This window comes from Micromonospora sp. DT68 (genome assembly GCF_049847245.1).
Lineage (GTDB): Bacteria > Actinomycetota > Actinomycetes > Mycobacteriales > Micromonosporaceae > Micromonospora > Micromonospora profundi.
The window spans coordinates 1-19,759 of sequence record NZ_JBNCNZ010000025.1; the positions used below are offsets into that span (position 1 = coordinate 1).

Below are 19,759 nucleotides of genomic sequence, written 5' to 3' on the forward strand. Positions count from 1 at the left end.
CACAACATCATCCTCGCGGGGTGACACCAGCACCCATGCCGGGCAACGCCTTCACCGAGTTACGAGACATCCTTTAGACTTGCGCGAGCTTGAGAGTCGTGCCGAGCGTAATCGGCGGTGGGGCAATGGTTCGTGTCTCGGACACATTATTTCCCCACGAAGCGTGATTTCTCTTCGCGTTTCGAGCGATCCCCGTCCCGTTGGGCGGGGATATTTGCTGTGCGGGTCAGGGCGTTCGTCGGGGCGGTGAGCGGGAGGACCGCCGTGTCGGTTTCGATGGTCCAGGCGTCGTGGTCACACACGATGATCATGTTGTTGAGCCGCAGGTAGCCTGCGACGCTGTCTGGATCCTGGTCGCGCATCGCCGGGTGGTGCCGACGCAGGCAGCTGTCGTGTCGAATCCTGTCCAGGAGATGGTCCTCTCGGATGTAGAGGGTCTTCTGTCGTCTCGATGACTGCGCCCGGGGGGCGGCGGTGTCGGTGGAAGGCTTGCGCACGTACGAATTTGGCGGGCCACCTGCGGCGACCAGCTGAACTCAGGAAATCCATCGATGCGCATCTTGCTCGACATCGTATCGACGGTCTATGGTGGACAGGTGTGCAACTCGTGATCATCTCGGCCGCAGCTAAACGCATTGGGCAAGCGGCGATTCTGAGAGTTGCTTGAATATCACATGTCCACACGCTCATCTACGGGGGGATGGAGCTATGGTCAACTCTTCGCTGCAATGATTGCTGCCGGCGCGGCGCCCCTTTCCCTGGTGCGCTCGTAAACCGCTGTGTGCCAATGACCTCTGTACGACAGCGAGCCGGTAGTTCTTTCGGTCGACAGGCTGCCCACCATGTACTCCGGCCGTGCCGTGCTGCACGGAGCCCCGGAGTGCAGTGGCGCCGTAGCCAGGTCGCCTTACCTTTATTACCGGGTTTCCGGCTGCGTCGTGCACATCGATGACACGGAGGAGTAATGCCGACAGCAGCCCGCCGGAGTTCCGTTTCCAGGCAAGGTGCTACCCATGCTGTTAACCCCGATCTCGCCGTCATGCGCCGGACCTCTCTGCACATACGGGCGAACCTGCCGGTGGAGGAGTGGAAGCGCATCGGCCTGCGGATCGGGGCGATCTCAGAATCGTCAGTCTGGTGGCTCGGTGACTGGCTCGTCTACGGCCAACGCACCTATCCGGACCGCTATCAGCGCGCGATCAAGGAAACCGAGCTCGACTATCAAACCCTGCGCAACTACGCCTGGGTGGCGGGCCGATTCCAGGCCGGCCGGCGCCGGCACACCCTGTCGTTCCAGCACCACGCCGAGGTCGCCGCGCTGCCGCCGCCCGACCAGGACAAGTGGCTCGACAAGGCGGAGCGCCTCAAGTGGTCGAGAAACCAGCTGCGCAACAACCTGCGCGAGGCCCGGGCCAGCGAGGCCGGGACAAGCCGCGCCTCGGCGGTCCGGGTGTCGGTCAACATCCCGCAGGAACAGGCGCAGGCCTGGCAGGAGGCGGCGAAACGTGCCCAGCAGGAGCTGCCTCAGTGGATCGCCAGCGTGCTGACTGAGGAAGCCCAGCGGAACGCCGCAGTCGACTCGGCTCAGCGCGGCGTTGCGGCAGGTGAGGCGATCGAGGCACACGGGTGACGCCGCTGGCGCCGCCCCTTGGCGGCGACCAACTGCTGTGGTTTCTCGTGCAGATCGCGCTGCTGTTGGCGGTGGCGACGCTGCTCGGCCGGCTCGCCATGCGTTGCGGGATGCCCCCGATCGTCGGTGAGCTGTGCACGGGGGTGCTGCTCGGCCCGTCCCTGCTGGGCAGCGTGGCTCCGGGCGTCGCGGAGCGGCTGCTGCCGCGGGGTGCCGAGGCGGCACATCTCGTTGACGCGGTCAGTCAGATCGGCGTGCTACTGCTGGTCGGGCTCGCCGCGACACAGCTCGACTTCACCGTGCTCCGGCGCCGCCGGTCGGCTGCGGTGTGGGTCAGCGGGGCGGGTCTGGTGGTGCCGTTCGTGCTGGGCCTGGCGCTCGGTCACGCATTGCCGGGCGAACTGCTGCCCGCCGGGGTGGACCGCACCGTCTTCGCGCTCTTCCTGAGCGTGGCGATGTGTGTCAGTGCCATCCCGGTCATCGCCAAGACGCTGACCGACATGCGGTTGCTGCATCGCGATGTCGCCCAGCTGGCGCTGATGGCGGGAACGCTCGACGACGTGATGGCCTGGTTCATGCTCTCCGTCGTGGCGGCGATGGCCGCGTCCGCGCTGACAGCCGGGGCGGTGGCGACATCGGTCCTGGTGCTCGTCGCGTTCGTCGCTGTCGCTGTGGTGGTGGGCCTGCCGCTGCTGCGCCGACTGTTGGTGCGGATCCACGCGTCCGACGAGCCTCGGCTACGAATTCCGGCCATCGTCGTGGTAATCATCGTGGGTGCGACGGTCTCGCACGCGCTGGGGCTCGAGGCCGTGTTCGGAGCGTTCCTCGCCGGTGCGCTTGTGGGCCGGGCAGGTGGTTCCGGGGGGCTCGGTGCGCTGCGCACCGTCGTCCTCACGGTCCTCGCGCCGCTGTTCCTCGCGACAGCAGGGCTGCGGGTCGACTTCACGACCCTAGCCGGCGGAAAGATGATCGCCGTCGCGGCGGCAGCGCTCGTCGTCGCGATCGTAGGGAAGTTCGCGGGTGCCTATCTCGGCGCCCGGCTGAGCCGGCTCGGGCTGTGGGAGGGCACCGCACTCGGTGCCGCGATGAACGCCCGCGGGGTGGTGGAGATCGTGATCGCCACGGTCGGACTGCGGCTCGGTATTCTCGACATCCGCTTCTACACGATCATCGTGCTGGTCGCGGTGGTGACCTCGATCATGGCGCCGCCGCTGCTGCGGATCGCCATGCGCCGCATTGAGGAGACCCCTGAGGAGCAACGGCGGGCTGTACTACAGGACGCTTGACTCGGCCGAACGGGCCACCGGAGATCCGGTGGCCCGTTCGGCATCCGACGGTCAACCCAGGTCGGGTGGGTAGGGAAAGGCGTCGAAGGCCACGTCCAGCTCGTCCGGGGTCAGCCGCGACCAGTGCCGCTCCAGCTTGCGGGCGACCTGCCGGTCCAGGGGAGCGTTAAGGGTCTCCGGTTGCGGCTTCGCGATGCTCTGGACCGCCCACGCCATGCCGGTGAGCTCGTCGATCCTGCCCCAACGTTCCGGGCTAATCTCAAGCATGATCATTGCGCGGTTGTAGGCGTGCCAGGTGTGCCAGTTCATCGGCGGCTCACCGTTGGGCCCGGTGTTCATCATGTGCACGTGATAGCCGTCCGCCATCCGAGGGTCGTAGAGAGTGCCCTCGCCGAGCAGCCTGAAAGCGCGGGCAAGGTCCCGGTCCGTGCGGCACCATCTGGTCAGGATCTCGAGCTGTGCCCTCGACAACACCTGATAGGCGGCCTTCGCCGGCGCGACCCGGGTGTAGAACTTGTCGGGGTAGGTGCCGGCCTGCCGGGTCAGCAGGAAGACGTTGTAGAGCCCTTCCGCCGAGCCACCGAACGCGTCGCCGACGGCTGCATAAGCATCCTGGATCTCCTGGCTCGGATCGTAATAGAAGACCATCTCGTACTCGTACCACAGCTCGTTCATGACCCGGTCTCCGTGCATTCCCGGCACCGGGGGCAGGGGTCGTGGCCGGGCGGTGGCCGAAGCGGGCCCGGCGTCGACGCCGACTAGCCCGGCCGCCGCCACGGTGCCGGCCGCCATCCTGAGTAGCTGCCGTCGGTCCACAAAGAACATCGTTGTCTCCGATCGTGAGAGATGGTTGTGATCAGCCGAACGCGAGACCGGGCCGGGCCCAGCTGTCGGAGTCCTCGAGGAGTTCGTTCAGCAGGCGGGGCTCGGTGTCGAAGGCCGCGAGCGCGTCGGCGTGCGGCAGTGCGTGACGTACCAGGGCCTCGGCGCCGGCCTTGCGGCGCCGCCAGTGCTCCAGCGGCTCGGCTGGCGGGACCAGCCGGGCGGGGACCTTCTGGCCCAGCAGGATGGTATCGATGCCGGCGATGCCGTAGAAGGTCGGTGCGGACCCGTTGGCGAAGCTGAGCGTCAGCTTGTCCCGGAACCGCAGCGGCGCACCGGCCGCGTATACGTCCAGCAGCGGTTGCAGGCCGGAGATGTCGGTCCGTTCCCGGACGTCCTTCCAGAACGGTGTATCCAGGCGGGTGTTGAAGCGGTAGTGCACTGCCAGGAACCAGCGGATCGCGTCCCATCGGTCGGCCATCGCCGTGTTGACCAGGGCCTGCGGCTGCGGATCAGCCCAGGAGGCTGGCAGCGTGGAGACCAGCGCCATGATCGCCCAAGTGATCATCAGCAGGCCGCTGGACTCGAGGGGCTCGACGAAGGCGTAGGAGTTGCCGACACCCATCACGTTGCCGCGCCAGATCTGCTCGTGCCGTCCGGTCCGGAAGCGCACCTGCCGGGGCTCGCTCACCCCGGGGAACCGTCGGGCCAGCTCGTCGGCGGCCGTCTCGTCGGACAGTGCGGCTGAGGAGTACACGTACCCGAGGTGATTGCTCTCCCTGGTCGGGATGCTCCAGCACCACCCGGCATCCATGGTCTTCGCCGTGGTGAACGGGTTGAGATGCCCGCCGTGGTCGACGTTGCCGGTGACCGCCGAGTCGGTGAAGAGGCTGTCGGCAAAGCTGCGATACGGCGTGCCGAGCCCCTTACCGAGCAGAACCGACGGAAAGCCGGTGCAGTCCACGTACATGTCGAAGTTGAGCGTCCGCCCGTCGGCCATCCGCAGGTGATCCACCCAGTCGTCGGCGGAGCGGACCACCTCGGCGATCCGGGAGTCGATGTGCCGGACCCCGTTGGCCAGGGCCAGCTCGGTGAGGTAGGCCACGAAGCGCGCGTTGTCCAGGTGGTATGCGAAGGGCAGATACTTCATCAAGGAGAGGTACTCGCCGTCGCCGAGATCGAAGACCGGGGTTCGGCCCGCCTTCATCAGCAGCGCCTGCACCGACGAGGCATTGATGTCGCCCTGCGCCGCTAGCGAGCCGCGGATGCCGATCGAGTTGGTGTCCCAGTCGAAGGGCGCCTGAAAGCCGTCCGGATCCGGACCCCACTCGAAGCGGATTCCCTGCTTCCAGGTGGGCCGCACCTTCTGGTAGAGCTCGTGCGGGTCGATGCCGAGATAGTGGTGCAGGAAGGACACCATCGCCGGGGTGGTGGACTCGCCGACGCCGATGATCGGTATCGACGTCGACTCCACCAGGGTCACCTCGAGCCAGGGTCGCTTCGCGCGCAGCGCCAGGGCGGTGAGATAACCTGCGGTGCCACCGCCGATGATGCCGATGTGGCGAACTGCCTGCGGGTCGTCGGCACGAGGGCGGGGCATCGTGTCGGCCGTGCGCTCGCTGCCGGCGGACAACCGCCGCACGTTGAGGCCGCGTGAGTCGCTGAGCCAGCCACGCACTCGGGTCGCCCCGTCGGCGTCCATCATGGAGATGAGTAGGTCGAGCTGACCATCGGTCATGTCGCCGGATCCTTTCTCGGTGCCGGGGTCGGCGTGGAGTGCTCGGCTGCGACGGCAGCCAGGAGGCTGGCGAGCAGACGGCCGCGCAGCCGCTTCGCGACGACAAGCGCGGACAACAGGTGCAGACCGGAGTTGAAGCCGGCCTCCTCGGCCAGGTTGCCAAGCTCGGTATCGACCGGTTGCCCGCCCCACCAGGCGTGTTCGCCGACCAACTTGGTGATCTCGTCATCGGTCAACGGGGCCAGGTCGTCCGCGTCGGGCTCCGCGTTGTGACCGGCCGCAGCGCGTGACCATCGCTCGTATTCGTCGTTCCAGCGCAGGTGGTCCAAGGTGAGCCGGGTTGTGCGTTCAACGTGCCGGGAGTAGACCAGCCAGCGCCGCAGCGCCCGCCGCCCGGCCGCGTCGCGGGCCAGTAGTCGGAACTCCTCGGCGCTCTGATGGTTGCGGCTCAGCCAGGCGGCAAAGTCGGCGTCCCCGGTTTGGTGGTGCCGAATCCGCCACCGGGTGATCTCGAGATCGACCTCGGCGGGGGTCGGCTCAATGTGCAGGAGTTGGTCGAGGGTCGCGGCCAGTGCCCGGTCGAGGACCGCTTCGTTCAAGGCCGCGGCATTCGGATGGTGCACCTGCACGAACTCCGCGATCGTGTCGAGGGCGATGCCATGCCCGGACACGGGAACCCGGCGCTCGCGGTCGTAGAGGGCATCAAGGCTGCTGCTGCGGGCCAGTTCGAACGTGGGTAGCCGCGGTGGAGGAGGCGCGGCGGCGAAGCTGCACAGCAGGCTCAGCAGCAGACGGGCATCGTCGGCTTTGACATCCACGGCGGAGTCTCGCCAGAAGTCGGCCAGGCCTGCCAGCTGATCCTGCGGTACGTCCTCGCCCTGCAACCGGCGTAGCACAGCGGGTCGGGAACGGTGTGGGTACGGCAGATCCTTCGCGTGTTTCTCGGCGAGGTCGCGTACCGGAGCTGAAATGACGCCCGCCAGCTCCGCCGCCGCAAGTGTCGCGCGGACATTGACCATTGGTTCGGAGAGGTGAACGTAGTCGCCGTCGTCCTGGTGGTAGACCAAGGCCACCTCGTCATCGTCGATGAGCTCGCCCGAGGCGAACTGGTCGAAGACTTGACCGACGCCGGCCATGCCGAACTGCTCGAGTTCGGCGGCCCGCAGCGCACCCATGCTGGAGGACCCGAAGACGTGCACGCCCCGGTCGAGTACCAGCAGGATCTCCTTGTGCCAGACCGAACGCGACTGGTGGAACTCACCGTCGATGAGCCCGATCGCGGCGGGCGGCTCCGCCAGCCAGGACGCCATGTCACCCTGCCGGGCCGGCGGCAGGAAGGTGGCGGCCGGCAGGATCCGGCGGGCTTCGTTCAACGGCAGGCTGGGGCCGAGGAAGACGACGACTGTCATGCCGCGCCGCCCGCTGTCCGTGCGAACGCCACGGCGCGGTGGCCCGGCGCGAAATTCTCGAAGCGGTAGCCCTCCAGGCCCGGCACCACGACCTTGACGACGTTCACCGGGCACCACGGGACGCTCAGGTCGACGACGACCACCCTCCGCAGGCCGGCGTCGCCCAGCAGGGCGATCAGCCGACGCACGTCTTCCTCGAATGTGTGTGCGGCCCGCGACTGCGGTGCTGCGGCGGCCGGGCGTTGCGCGGCGGCCCGCAGGAAACCGGCCTGCTTGGCACCGGCCCGCCGAGTCAGCTCGCGGTGCCGGTAGAGATCGTCTCGGGAGCCCGCGATGGTGACGGTATGCGCCTGCACGGCCTCGGTGATCGCGCGGATCACGGCAACCTCGGGGTCGAGATGGGCGCCGTAGCCGGTGAAGCGCCCGGCGGTCTGCTCCTCGTCGTCGACGACGGTCGCCCGGAACACCGGCACGCGGGTGTCGACGGTGCAGTCGGTGACCACGATGTCCATGCCGGTCTTCTTGATCCGCTCTAGCAGCTCCTGGACCGTGCGGTGGGCCAGCACGTCCGGGTGGGCCGGCGGCGGGGGCACGCCCCGCTCCCAGCGCTCGGCATGACATGTGGTGGCGTCGCGTTCGATGACTTCCAGCAGGCCGGAATGGATGGCTTCGCTCAGGGTGTTGCCGGAGGCCAGCCCATTCGAGGTGATCTGGAACGAGAAGAGGTCGAAGATCCGGCTCTGCCGGTTACCCATGTGAATCATCGACAGCGGCAGGGCCACCTTCTCGCCAGCGACGATATCCCAGCCGCACACCCACTGGTAGGGCCAGTCGTGGGGAAACGGCGCCGAGCGGGCGAGCGGCAGGTCGGCCGGCTCGGGCACCGGCATCTCGCCGCGGATCTCCTCGTACGTGCGGCGCACGGTCGCCGGCTGCCACAGCACCTCGGCGTGGTGCAGCTCGAGGGCCTCCATCGCCCCTGATACCAGTGCCGCGGGCAGGGTGAGCCCTTTGCCGGAGCCGAGGCTGAGCACCCGTCCGTTGGGCCTGATCGAGAGGGTCACCGGGATGCCGATCCGGTCCAGCCCCGTGATGTTCGCCAGCCGTGTCACTCCCATACGGGGCAGCACCGGCCTGATCCGCTCCAGCGTCACGTCCACCGGCACACTACGCTGCCCGCCGGGCCCGTGACCTTGGGGAGTTTGTCCCGCGTCGAGCAGCTCGGAGAGTGTGGTCACGCTCCGGCCTCCTCGGGCGTGCCGGGATCCGCGCCGCCACGCGCGACGATCAGCCCACGTAGCTCGGCCTCCGGCACTCCGGCCAGGCCCAGCTCGGCGATCAGTGGGCCCCGCCGCTCGGGGTCGGCCAGTTCGCGGGCCAGGCCGGGATCGATCAGCAGGCGGGCGAGCGCCGCGCGAACCACGGCGGGCAGTCCGGCCACGGGATCGGTCATCGCGAGGCCCGGGTCACGGGCCCGCCCAGGAGCCGATCCTCCCAGGCAGCCGGCTGTCCGGTGCTCTCCTGCAACAGGGCCAGCGCCACCCCGAGGTCTCCGTCCAGGAAGGAGGGACGGCGGGTCACACCTTCGGCGGTGAGATAGTGCAGCGGCCCCTGGGCGCGCTCGTAGCGGACGTAGTCGACCCAGTAGGCGCTCAGGCGGTCGGCGCCCGGCAGGTCCCACTGCTGGGCGGCTCGGCGCCCGTACCAGCAGAGGCCTGCGGCGCCGTGGCACAGTCCGGAGTCAACGACCTTGGCGCGGTTGCTCGGCCGGGCGATGACTACGGCGGCCGCCTCGCGGGCCATCGCGTCCGCCTCACCGGAGCCGGTCGCCGTCGCCGCGGCCGCCAGCGCCAAAGAGACGCCGGGATCGCCGTAACACCAGGCGGACCGCGACGGTTCGTAGCGGCTCTCGACGGTGTGCGGGAACAGCGCGTCGCCGAGCTCGCTGCGCTGTCGCATCAGCCAGCTCAACGCGGGCCGCAGCAACCGGGCCGCCTCACCGGCGCTATCCAGCCCGCTGACCGTCACCCGGCTGAGATAGGCGACCAGGCCGGCGTTGCCGTGCGCCATGCCGAGATCGCGCTGGCCGATCGAGTGCGGCTTCATAATCTCACGGAAATCTGTGGCCGCGACCCGGATGAAGATCCCATCGTCGTCGTGCTCGACCCGCCGCTCGATCGCCCGCACCGTCTCGGCCGTCATCTTCTCCGCGACGTCGGCGTTCGGGTGGCCCAGCGCGTAGACGCCCAGGCCGAGTAGGCCGCTGGGCAGGTCGACGGCCTCCCTGGCTGGGAAGTCAACGATCCAGCCGAGGATCATGTCATCGAGCCCGTCGAGGCCCCGGATCGGCAGCCCTGTGCTGTGGGATACCTGCACCGCTGTCCACGCCGCGTGGGCGGCACCACCATAGAGCCACGGCGGCAGGTCACGGTAGTGCCGAAGCAGGTCGATGGCCTCGAAGAAGGTGTCCCGGGCAGCGAACCCGTCGCCGGTCGCGCGCTCGAACTCCAGCCCGGCGAAGGACAGGTCCAGCATGTCTGCGAAATTGGGCCCGTCCTGGATCATCGAGCGCGCGTCGTCATAGATGAGGCGGGCCAGGTCGAAGGTCTCGGACGTGCGATGATTTTCGGGCACGATAATCCTCCCAGCCGTCGGTCGGGCAGGCTCGGTAAAGGGAAACGTCGGCATTGAGACGACGTAGCAAATCGCCACGGGAACGCTTGATGAAATGTGCTACGTACGCCATGAATTGTCAAGTAAATGCGCGACCCCACTCACTGTCGGTTAGACGCAGTGCCTGCTCAAGGCTGTCCTCGTAGCCGGGTTCGTCTCGCCGGCGGGACGGCGAGTTGCCCGGCCCGGTTGCCTCGGAATCCTCGTCGAAACCGTTGTTGCACGTACATGAACGCTTTTCGGTGGCCGGGTATTGCCTTTGGCCTGAGTCGTTTCGTATGGTTCCGCTGTCGCTTCCTAAAGGGCGGCGGCATCGACATTGGGAGGAGGTGAAAGAATGGCTAAAAATGTTGTTGAGGCAATCGACCTTGCGGTCGACGTGGAGGTTTTCTCCGCTCCAAACAGCACCAAGCAGGCTCCGCTGACGATCCAGTCGCCGGAGGCCGGTGGCTGGACCACCACGACCACGTGCTGGAGCTGCACCGCGACCTGCGGTTCAGTGTGTGACGCCTCGACGTGTTCCTGCTGATCGAATACCCGCGTACGGGCCGCTGAGACGGTCTCGTAAGGGATTCGGCTGGGCGGGCGGCGCATCACACGATGCGCCGCCCGCCCATCATGGATTTGCCGGCAGCGGCATCGCAACCATCAGTGCACGTTGGGAAGGACACGCATGGCACTTCGTGACCCGGGTTCGCGGCGCTCGATGCCGGCGAACATTGCCGGCGCATTGCAGCTCAGCTGGCTGGCCAGCCGGTCGCTGTTCAGCTTCGTCCTCATTGTCCTGCCGGTGCTGGAGGGTCTGCTCGGGGTCGGACTGCTGCTGATCTTCCGGGGCGGGGCCGGCGTTTTCCTGACCAGCACCAGCATGGCCCGGCCGTCATTGGGGCCGCTGCTGCCCTGGCTGGTTGGCGCAGTGTTGGTCACTGTGCTGGTGCAGTTCCTCAACAACCTGAGATACACCTTGGAAGAGCTGCTGCTGGAGCGGGTCCGGCAGTTCAGCGCCGTTCGCATGCATCAGGCCATCGGCTCGCTCGAACTGGCCGACTTCGATGACCCGATCGTGCACGACCGGATCAGCCGCGCCGAGACGACAGCCGACTACAAGCCGCGCCAAGTCGTACGCGGGGTGACCGGCCTGGTCGCCTCCATCTTCCAGATCCTCGCCGTCGCCGCGCTGCTGGTGGTGCTGGAGCCGCTGCTACTACCGATTATGCTGATCGCGGCCGCGCCCATCATGTTGATCTCGTCTGCGCTGGCCGGCGACAGATTCAGTTACTTCCAGAACATCACCCCGTTGGAGCGGCGCCGCCGGTATCTGGGCCAGCTCATCATCGGCCGTCAGCCCGCCGCTGAGGGCCGATCGTTCCGGCTGACCGGCCACTTCGCGGAGCAATACCGGCAGTTGTCGGTCGAGCGCTATGCCGAGCTTCGGCAGATGATGGCCCGGCAGTGGCGCAAGCACGCGCTCAGTCAGATCACCGTCGGACTCGTGCTGTCCGTCGCGATCGCGACTCTCGCCTGGTTTTACACCACCCGTTCGATGGACACGGCCACCCTGCTGACCACGATCTTCGCCTTGAGCCGGCTGGCTGCCGCCGTCGGCGGGTTGGGCGGCCCGATCGCCGAACTGTCCGAGGCTGGTCTCTTCCTCGGCGATCAGCAGGCCTTCTACGACCAGGTCGAGCAGGCGAAGACCAGCCGGAACAGCGAGCAGCGCCCGGAGCCCCTGCGCCGGCTTGAGGTCCGTGACGTGACGTTCGCCTATCCCGGTGGCGACCGGACCGCCCTGGACGGCGTCTCCCTCACGATCCGTGCGGGAGAGCTCATCGCTTTCGTCGGGCCGAACGGTTCCGGCAAGACGACCCTGGCCAAGATCCTGGCCTTCCTGTACGAGCCGGCGGACGGCACGGTGCGCTGGAACGACGTCGACACCGGCGACCTGGACCGTGAGGGTCTGCGCGACCGGGTCACCGCTGTGTTCCAGGACCACATGACGTATCACTTCTCGATCGCCGACAATGTCGGGCTCGGCGACATCGGACGCGACCGCGACAACGGCCGGCTGCGCGAATCGCTGGCCGCCGCCGGAGCAGACGACCTCGTCGGCAGTCTTCGACAAGGCATTGACACCGCGCTCGGGCCCGAGTTCGGCGACGGCACGTCACTGTCCGGCGGCGAGCTTCAGCGCCTGGCCATCGCCCGCGCCGTCTACCGCGACCGCGAACTGGTGATCATGGACGAGCCGACCTCCGCGCTCGACGCGCACGCCGACCACGCGTTGCTGAGAGGTCTCCGCGAGGTGCTGCGTGGCAAGACCAGCATCCTGGTGTCGCACCGCTTCTCGAACGTCCGCGACGCCGACCAGATCTTCGTTTTCGACGCCGGCCGGATCGTCGAACGCGGCACGCACGACAGCCTGATGGCGGCGGGCGGTCTCTACGCGGAGATGTACACGCTGCAGGCCAGCGCCTACCAGGTGACGCCGACGGCGGGAACGGTGTCGTGACATGACAAAAGCCCCGTTGGGAGTCCTGGAATATCTGGACCTGTCCTGCGGCACGGCCGTGGCGGACAAGCACCGCACCGCCTTCGCCGGGGCAATGGCGGCCGAAGCGATCGGATACCGGCGGATCTGGGTGCCGGAGCACCACGGCCCCGGCTCGGCCAGCACCAATCCCCTGCCGATCGTCGCGGTGCTGGGCAGCCACACCACCCGGGCTCGGGTCGGCACCGCGGTCAGCCTGCTGCGGCTCCGGGACCCGTCGTTGACAGCCGAGGACTTTGTGACCGCCGCCGCGTTCTGCGGCCCCCGGCTCGACGTCGGCATCGGGCGCGGGGCGAGCGCGGAGTTCCTCAGTCGGCTAGCCAAGGACGACCAGCAGCTTGACCGCGCGGTCGAGGACCTGCTCAGCACGCTAGCGACGGGCAGCGAGGTCACCGGGCCGCTGACCGAGCCGTACGAACTGTGGATGCATGGCGCGGGCGGAGGTTCGGCCGGTACGGCTGCCGACGCCGGGGCCAACTACTGCCACGGCCTGTTCCTCAACCCCGATCTCGATACCTGCATGCGCGCGCTGGAGAAGTACCGGGCCAGAGGTTCCTCCGGAAGCACGGCGGTCGCCGTCGCGGTGGCCGCGAATGCTGATCCCCGGCGAGCCCTCGTCGACGCGGACCGGCAGCCGTATGCGGTGACCACCGGCACGGCGGCGGACTGCGCCGAGACCATCGCCAACGTTCTGCGGCTGACCGGCGCGGACGAAGTGATCCTGATCGAGACGTCGAGCCGGCGGGACGACCACCTGCGGGCGCTTCGTGAGATCTACGACCTGGTTTCCGCCAGGCCCGAAACCACGGAACGGAGCCCGCGACGATGACCACCGATTTCGCCATGGCGCGGATCCCCCTGCTCAGCGTCGAGGAGGCCGCTGACCTGCTCGCCCGTGACGACACTGGCGGTGACCTGGTCCGGTCCGTCGTCGACCTGGCGTGGAGTTCGCCGGAGGGCATACCGGGCGAGCAACCGCCCCGGCCGCACGAGACCACGATGCGCTACATCGCCAGGATGGGCGGCCGCGCCACCCCGTTCGGGCTGCTCGCCGGCACGCGGCACGTCAAGGTCGGCGCGGACCGGCGCATAGAGCTCGGCCCGCGGGAGCGGCACCGGGCGGGGATCCGGGTGGATTTCGAGCTGCTCGAACGCCTGGTCGCCGAGGCGATCGCCGTGGCGGACCCCGACCGTCGGCCGTTACGCCGCAACCGCACCCTGCGGCGGCAGGCCGGTGGCTTGCGCTACATGAAGGCAGGGGACGCGACCGCCGACATGATGAGCGTGCGGGGCACCGCGGCCATCGACACCGTGCTCGACATCGTCGGCGAGAAGACTCTGCTGGCCGGCGAACTGCTGGATGCACTCGAGGGTCGCTTCCCCGGGACGTCGCGCGCCGCGCTGCGATCCTTCGTCGATCGTGCGGTGCAGAGCGAACTGCTCACCACTGCCATCGATCTTGTGCGCCCGGGTGACGAACCATTCGACCTCGCCCTGTCGACCCTGGATCGGATCGGTGACCAGCTCCGCGCCGGTGCCCTGGCAGGGCTCGGTGCTGAGGTGCGCACCCTGCGCCGGATCGAGCCCGCACTCGGAGGCCGTCTGGAGGCCGCCTTCCGGCGCTTCGTCGAGGAGGTCCCGTCGCTGGCGGACGTGCCACCGAACCGGCGTTTCCATCTCGACCTGGAGATGGACCTCGCGGCCGCGACGCTCGATCGGCGCACGGTGCAGGACCTGACCGACGTGGTCCGGCGGGTCGAGAAGCTATTCGGCAGGCAGGTGCTGCTGACCGAGTTCCGCAAGGCGTTCCGGCGCCGCTACGAGGACGCCGAGGTGCCACTGCTCGAAGCGCTGGACCTCGAGAACGGCGTGCTGCAGCCCGGCGACCGCAACGTCTCGCCGCTGGCGCAGCAGGCCGAAGTGACGATGCAGCATTCCCGTCCTCTGGTCGAGGTGCCCCGGGAACTGCTCCGGTTGTTCGGCGAGTGGGCCCAGCACGGCGGCGAGATCGACATCTCCCAGCTGCCGGGTGTGCCTCGGACGACCAGCCGCGGGCTGCTCGCGTCCTTGCTCGACAACCACGAGGGCCGCTTCGACAGCATGCTCACGGCCGGCTACCAGCGGACGTCGCTGGCGCTGATCGCCCGGTTCGTGGTCGGGCGCGAGGAGACGACCGAGGCGGTGCGCGCCTGGTCCGAGGCGACTGCCGAGGATGCCGACGATCCAGATGCGCCACTGCATGCCGAGCTGGTCTACTCGCCGGGCGGTCGGGTGAGCAACGCCCTGGTGCGGCCGCGGGTCTTCCGGCACGACGTCGCCCTCGGCGGCGGCGGCGACGGATCACTTTCGCTGGACCGGCTGCGGCTTCGCCTGGATGGCGAAACGCTGCGGCTGCGCGACAGCGTCACCGGGCGGGACGTCATCCTTGAGATGAACGCCGCCCACAACGTGACCGCGCCGGGCCTCGATCCGATCTACAGTTTCCTCGGCATGATGGTGTCACCGGGCGCCGTGGGCTGGTCCTGGGGCGCGCTGAGCCCTCAGCCGCACCTACCCCGGGTCGTCTGCGGCCGGGTGATCGTCGCACCGGAGATCTGGGCGCTGACCGGTGCGGCCGTCAAGGAGGTGCTGGTCTCGGACGACCCGTCCGCGGAGCTGCGCCGCCGGTTGCCCGGTCTGGGGAAGCGGCGCTTCGTCGGTGTCGGGGAGGACGACCGCCTGCTGCCCGTCGACGTCGACTCGGCCCGATCGATCGCGCTGGCGCTGACCCGGCCGGCAAAGAACGAACGCGTGGAGCTGACCGAGCTGCCGCACATCGAGAGCCCGACGGCCGTCGGACCGACCGGGCGGCACGTGTGCGAGGTGACCATCCCGCTGCGCCGGGAGGAGAAGCTGCCGCGACGCCGGCTGCCGGTGGCACCTTTCGACCCGCGGGCCGGGCTCGCCTGGGTGTACTTCAAGCTCTACTGCGGATCGTCGGCTGCCGACGCGGTGCTCGCCCGGATCGCCAGGCACGTCGAGCGGCTCGGCGAGGCCGGCCTGATCGACGACTGGTTCTTCCTGCGCTACCTCGACGAAGGCTTTCACCTGCGGGTCCGGATGCGCCCGGCCGGGCCGGAGCACCGGCCGGGCGTGTTGACCGCGATGGACGCCTTCGCCACCGCGCTGCGCGCCGAAGGACTGATCACCCGAGCCGTGATGGACGAGTACATCCCCGAGGTGGCCCGCTACGGCGGACACTCCTCGCTGCGCAAGGCCGAGGCGCTGTTCACCGCCGACAGCGCAGCGGTGGCCCGGCTGGTGGCTTCGGGTACGCCCGAACAGCTCCGCCTCTACCAGAGCGTCGCCGACATCCTCGCCTGGACCGGCAGGCTTACCAGCACCCTCGATCAGCAGCACGACTTCCTGTGCCGCTGCCGCGACGGTCTCGGCCTGGAATACGGCGGCACCCGCAACGTGCGCGGCAGATTCTTCCGGAGACATCGGGCCGACCTGGATGCCTACCTCGCCTCGGCCACCGTAGACGGGGTGACGTTACTGCGGCTGACCGACCTGATCGCCACCAGTGGCGGGTCGCTGCCGATGCCCATTGCCGCCTCCGTGCTGCACATGCACTGCAACCGCTTGTTCATGGTGGATGGCCGGCGCCTCGAATTCCTCGCCTACGACCTCGCCGACCGCAAGGTGCTGGAACGCCGGGCCCGATCCGTTGACACGGCGGGAGCGCAGCAGTGACCACGACCCCGGTGACTGCGACGGGCAGCGCCCAGACCTACCGCAACTTCATGCGCGGCTTCCCGACCGGGGTCGCCGTCGTGACCGCGCTGGACGGCCGAAGACAGCCGGTCGGCTTCACGTGTTCGTCGCTGAGCGGGCTGTCGCTCGAGCCGCCGATGCTCCTCGTCTGCATCAGCAATGTGAGCACCACTCTCGCGCAGATCCGCGTGGGTGGAATCTTTGCCGTAAATCTGCTGAGTCAACGGGGCCGGTCCGCCGCTGATCAGTTCTCCGCACCCGGCCATGATCGATTTGCCGGCACCGCCTGGCGCCCGACCGCCACATTGGCGCTGCCGTGGCTGGTGGAGGCCGCGCACGCGGTTAGTGAATGCCGCGTCGTTCGGATGGTCGAAGCGGGCGATCACACCATTGTGGTCGGCTCCGTCGAGGCGGTCACGACCGTTGATGACGACCCGACACCGCTTTTGCACTGTTTCGGACGGTATAAGGTGTGGCCTAAATCGGCGTAGCCTTGGAGGAAGATCAGTGCAGACCGTCGTCCCTTCCGCCCTTGTCGGCACGGACATGTGCAAGCGCTTTGGATCAGGCGAATCCACAGTCCACGCATTACGGGAGGTGAATGTCGATTTCCCCTCGGGCGTCTTCACCGCGGTGATGGGACCGTCCGGCTCCGGGAAGTCCACCCTGCTGCATTGTCTCGCCGGGCTCGACAGCCTGACCTCCGGCTCGGTCCGGATCGCGGATATCGACATCACCGGTCTCGGTGACACCGAGTTGACCAAGCTGCGCCGCGACAAGGTGGGCTTCATCTTCCAGTCGTTCAACCTGCTACCGGCCCTGACCGCGCGGCAGAACATCCTGCTGCCGCTCGGCCTGGCAGGGCGCAAGGCGGACCAGGAGTGGTTCGACCGGGTGGTCGGCGTGTTGGGGCTCGCCGACCGGCTCGGGCACCGGCCGGCCCAGCTTTCCGGCGGCCAGCAGGTCCGGGTGGCCACCGCGCGGGCCTTGGTGACCCGGCCGGCGGTCGTCTTCGCCGACGAGCCCACCGGCAGCCTCGACACCAGGTCGGGCGCCGAGGTCCTGGGCTTCCTGCGGACGTCGGTCCGTGAGCTCGGGCAAACCGTCATCATGGTCACCCACGATCCGGTCGCGGCCAGCTACGCCGACCGGGTGTTTTTCCTGGTCGACGGCGCCGTCGTCGTCGAGCTGACGCAGCCCACCGCCGAGCTGATGTCGGACACCCTGAAGAAGCTGGAGCAGCGCTGATGTTCGGGCTTGCATGGGCCAATGTCACCTACCGGGTGTCGCGGCTGCTGCTGCCCGGCCTCGCCGTGGCGCTCGGCGTCGGCTTCGTGTCCGGCACCCTGATGGTCACCGACACCATGCGGCAGGTGTTGCTCGACCAGCTCAGCAGCACTCCGGCCACGCTGAGCGTTGTGGTCGAGCGCAAGACGGACGACCTGGCCGGCAGCGCCAAGACGGTGCCGGCGGCGTTGCTCGAGCAGGTCGGCAGGATCGACGGGGTCGCGGCGGCGCGCGGGCAACTCTGGGGACCCGTCGCCGCGAACGGCCCGGACGGGCGGCGCCTGGCCGCTTCCCCGAATCGCTCCATAGTCATCGGCATCGCCGACGAGCCTCGGCTGCGGGACGTCACCTTCGTCTCGGGACAGGCGCCGAGCGGCCCCACCGACATCGCGCTCGACTCCGATACCGCCGTCGCACAGCGGATCGACGTGGGTCAGCAGCTCAAGGTCGGCGGATCCGGCGGGGGCGAGGAACGCACGTACACGGTCACCGGGCTCATCGACGTGAGCGACCGCCGCGCCGAGTTTGGCGACTCCGCGGTGGTGGGTCTGCTGGACAGCGCAGCCGCCGCCGTGCTCAGAGCGACCGCGTACGGACGCATCGAAGCCCTCGCCGTCGCGGGATTGAGTCAGGAGCAACTGCGCAACCGTGTGGCCCAGCAGGTCGGCGACCAGTATTCGGTGCGTACCGGCGAGGCCGTGCGCGCGCAGGAGGCCAGCGACGCCGCGCGGGATCTTGACTCCTTCACCAACGCGCTGATGTTGTTTGCCGGGGTCTCGCTGCTCATCGCCGGCATCGTCGCCTACAACACCTTCTCCGTCGTCGTGGCCCAGCGTCTGCGGGAGACGGCTCTGCTGCGCTGCGTCGGAGCGACCCGGCGGCAGGTCTTCGCCGGCAACCTGACCGAGTCCTCGGTGCTCGGACTGCTCGCCTCCGTGGTCGGCCTGATCTTCGGCTTCGGCGCGGCGCTGCTGATGCTGCGGTTCTTCGGCGGTAACGACGGCATCGACACCGGCGGCGCGCCGATCCAGTTCGAGCCGCGCACCGCGGTGGTCGCCCTGCTGGTCGGCCCGCTGGTCGCGACGCTGGCGGCCCTGGTCCCAACGGTACGAGCGGCCAGGGCTCGCCCGATCTCCGCGTTGCGGGACGCCGCGACCGGGCCGGTCCGGGGCGCCGGGCGGCGGCGCCTGGTCGCCAGCGTGTTCGCCACGCTCGCCCTCGTGCTGCTCGCCGGTGGGGTCGTCGCGGCCCGCGTCGCCGACGAGCCGGGGCGACCGCCGCTCTATGCCGTCCTGGCCGGCGCGCTGTTGCTCACCGCGGCGGTGCTGATCGCTGCACCGCTGGCGATTCCCCGGCTGGGTGTGCTCGCCACCCGGATCCTGGGCCCGCTCGCCGGTCACCCCGGCCGGCTGGCGGCGGAGAACGCCCGGCGCAACCCGGAGCGGACGGCGACCACGGCGGCAGCGCTCTGCATCGGCCTGACCCTCGTCACAGTGGTCAGCACGATCGCCGCGGCCGCCACCACCTCCGTCGAAAGCAGCTTCGCGCGCAACTTTCCGTTCGCCTACACCTTGCGGTTGGACGGCGCGAATACGGGCGCTGCCCAGGTCATGACCGATCTGCAGGGCCGCTCCGAGGTCGGCGCCGTCGTCGGCGTGCGTGGCCCGAGCGCCGCCACCGAGGTGACCGTCAAGGGTCGGGAGCTGCGGATGAAAGGCGTCGACGACACCATTGGGCTCGCCGCGCCCGACGCGGTGGCGAAAGGCACGCTGCGCGGCTTCGGCGTCGGCAAGGTGGCGCTCGACGAGGCCCTCGCCGATCAGCTCAAGGTGACGGTGGGGGACCGGCTTGACGCCAAGGCAGCCGGCGGGCAGGCAGACCTGCAGCTGACCGTGGTGGCGTTGTTGGACAACATGTCCCCGCTGGGCCCATTCGCCGTGGCGGCCGGGGATCTTGCCCGCGTCGCGCCGCAGGTGCCGGTCTCAGCGGTACAGCTGACCAGGGCAAAGGGCGTCACCGACGCCGCTCTGCAACAGGCGGTTACCGACGCGGTCGCCGGTCACCCCGAGGTGACACCGGTCAGTAGCGCCCAGAGCGTCAAGCAGTGGAGCGACGCGGTGGGGACGCTGCGCAGCCTGCTCATGTCCCTGCTCGGCTTGTCGGTGCTGATCTCCTTCTTCAGCGTGGCCAACGCCCTGTCGCTGTCGATCGTAGAACGCACCCGGGAGTCCGCGCTGCTGCGGGCGCTCGGTCTGACCCGACGGCAGCTCAGCCGTACGCTGATGGCGGAGGGAGTCTTCGTCGTCGCTCTGGGTGCCGCCGCGGGCATTACGCTCGGTGTCGGCTTCGGCTGGGCGGTGGCTGCGGCGATGGGCTGGAGCGCCGCGGCGGTCTTCTCCTTCCCGGGTCTGCAGATCGCGATGTTCGCCGTGCTGGCCATCGTCGTGGGCCTGGGCGCCACGCTGGTCCCGGCCCGCCGCGCGGCCCGCCTGCCGATCGTTCGGTCGCTCGCTCGGGAGTAGCCGCTGAGCCCCGCCCGCGGGGGGGGGGGGCCCGCCGGGGGGCGGGCCCCCCCCCCGGGGCGGTTAAAAAAAAAAAAACCCCCCCCAA

The 19,759-nt window shown here is 68.8% G+C and carries 15 protein-coding genes; 8 read left to right on the forward strand and 7 right to left on the reverse strand.

The genetic code is table 11. The features are described from left to right. Positions 1-146 precede the first annotated feature (146 nt). Positions 147-497 carry a hypothetical protein gene (locus ACPXB1_RS28530; RefSeq protein WP_425736033.1) on the reverse strand — a complete coding sequence of 117 codons (351 nt, stop codon included), beginning with the start codon at positions 495-497 and terminating at the stop codon, positions 147-149. 467 nt (positions 498-964) lie between these two features. On the opposite strand from ACPXB1_RS28530, the gene ACPXB1_RS28535 reads away from it, so the two are divergent. Together ACPXB1_RS28535 and ACPXB1_RS28540 are read left to right on the forward strand one after the other, a co-directional pair. Further along, positions 965-1,630, forward strand: a complete 666-nt coding sequence (locus ACPXB1_RS28535; RefSeq protein WP_245241320.1) for an LmbU family transcriptional regulator — start codon at positions 965-967, stop codon at positions 1,628-1,630. Next, complete coding sequence (locus ACPXB1_RS28540) at positions 1,627-2,916, forward strand: cation:proton antiporter (protein WP_167944453.1); 1,290 nt, start codon at positions 1,627-1,629, stop codon at positions 2,914-2,916. The genes ACPXB1_RS28535 and ACPXB1_RS28540 overlap by 4 nt, the downstream gene beginning before the upstream one ends. Before the next feature lie 51 nt (positions 2,917-2,967). Here ACPXB1_RS28540 and ACPXB1_RS28545 read toward each other — a convergent pair whose 3' ends face one another. From ACPXB1_RS28545 to ACPXB1_RS28570, 6 genes are all read right to left on the reverse strand, one after another. Beyond that, positions 2,968-3,591, reverse strand: a complete 624-nt coding sequence (locus tag ACPXB1_RS28545) for a hypothetical protein (protein ID WP_167944452.1) — start codon at positions 3,589-3,591, stop codon at positions 2,968-2,970. Positions 3,592-3,772: 181 nt separating this feature from the next. Then, complete coding sequence (locus tag ACPXB1_RS28550; protein ID WP_167944451.1) at positions 3,773-5,476, reverse strand: tryptophan halogenase family protein; 1,704 nt, start codon at positions 5,474-5,476, stop codon at positions 3,773-3,775. Next, positions 5,473-6,885 carry a TfuA-like protein gene (locus ACPXB1_RS28555; RefSeq protein WP_355597380.1) on the reverse strand — a complete coding sequence of 471 codons (1,413 nt, stop codon included), beginning with the start codon at positions 6,883-6,885 and terminating at the stop codon, positions 5,473-5,475. The genes ACPXB1_RS28550 and ACPXB1_RS28555 overlap by 4 nt, the downstream gene beginning before the upstream one ends. Next, positions 6,882-8,123: a YcaO-like family protein gene (locus ACPXB1_RS28560; protein ID WP_167944447.1), complete on the reverse strand. Its 1,242-nt coding sequence runs from the start codon at positions 8,121-8,123 to the stop codon at positions 6,882-6,884. Before ACPXB1_RS28560 ends, ACPXB1_RS28555 begins: the two co-directional genes overlap by 4 nt. After that, the gene (locus tag ACPXB1_RS28565) at positions 8,120-8,338 is read right to left on the reverse strand and encodes a hypothetical protein (RefSeq protein ID WP_167944446.1); all 219 of its coding nucleotides are present in this window, start codon (positions 8,336-8,338) and stop codon (positions 8,120-8,122) included. Before ACPXB1_RS28565 ends, ACPXB1_RS28560 begins: the two co-directional genes overlap by 4 nt. Next, positions 8,335-9,519, reverse strand: coding sequence for a lanthionine synthetase LanC family protein (locus tag ACPXB1_RS28570; RefSeq protein WP_355597384.1), 1,185 nt, complete (start codon positions 9,517-9,519; stop codon positions 8,335-8,337). Before ACPXB1_RS28570 ends, ACPXB1_RS28565 begins: the two co-directional genes overlap by 4 nt. A 712-nt stretch (positions 9,520-10,231) precedes the next feature. Between ACPXB1_RS28570 and ACPXB1_RS28575 the strand changes: the two genes are divergently transcribed. Genes ACPXB1_RS28575 through ACPXB1_RS28600 form a run of 6 tightly spaced genes read left to right on the forward strand, consistent with a single transcriptional unit; the run spans position 10,232 to position 19,671 of the window. Further along, positions 10,232-12,067 carry an ABC transporter ATP-binding protein gene (locus ACPXB1_RS28575; RefSeq protein WP_167944444.1) on the forward strand — a complete coding sequence of 612 codons (1,836 nt, stop codon included), beginning with the start codon at positions 10,232-10,234 and terminating at the stop codon, positions 12,065-12,067. A 1-nt stretch (position 12,068) separates the two neighbouring features. Continuing rightward, positions 12,069-12,935, forward strand: a complete 867-nt coding sequence (locus ACPXB1_RS28580; protein ID WP_167944442.1) for an LLM class flavin-dependent oxidoreductase — start codon at positions 12,069-12,071, stop codon at positions 12,933-12,935. Then, on the forward strand, positions 12,932-15,841 hold the full coding sequence (locus tag ACPXB1_RS28585) for a lantibiotic dehydratase (protein WP_355597387.1): 2,910 nt from the start codon (positions 12,932-12,934) through the stop codon (positions 15,839-15,841). Before ACPXB1_RS28580 ends, ACPXB1_RS28585 begins: the two co-directional genes overlap by 4 nt. After that, complete coding sequence (locus ACPXB1_RS28590) at positions 15,838-16,353, forward strand: flavin reductase family protein (RefSeq protein WP_053657746.1); 516 nt, start codon at positions 15,838-15,840, stop codon at positions 16,351-16,353. The genes ACPXB1_RS28585 and ACPXB1_RS28590 overlap by 4 nt, the downstream gene beginning before the upstream one ends. 55 nt (positions 16,354-16,408) lie before the next feature. Then, a complete protein-coding gene (locus tag ACPXB1_RS28595) occupies positions 16,409-17,110 on the forward strand; it encodes an ABC transporter ATP-binding protein (protein ID WP_053657748.1) in 702 nt (233 codons plus the stop codon). Continuing rightward, positions 17,110-19,671: an ABC transporter permease gene (locus tag ACPXB1_RS28600; protein ID WP_167944438.1), complete on the forward strand. Its 2,562-nt coding sequence runs from the start codon at positions 17,110-17,112 to the stop codon at positions 19,669-19,671. Before ACPXB1_RS28595 ends, ACPXB1_RS28600 begins: the two co-directional genes overlap by 1 nt. Positions 19,672-19,759 lie beyond the last annotated feature (88 nt).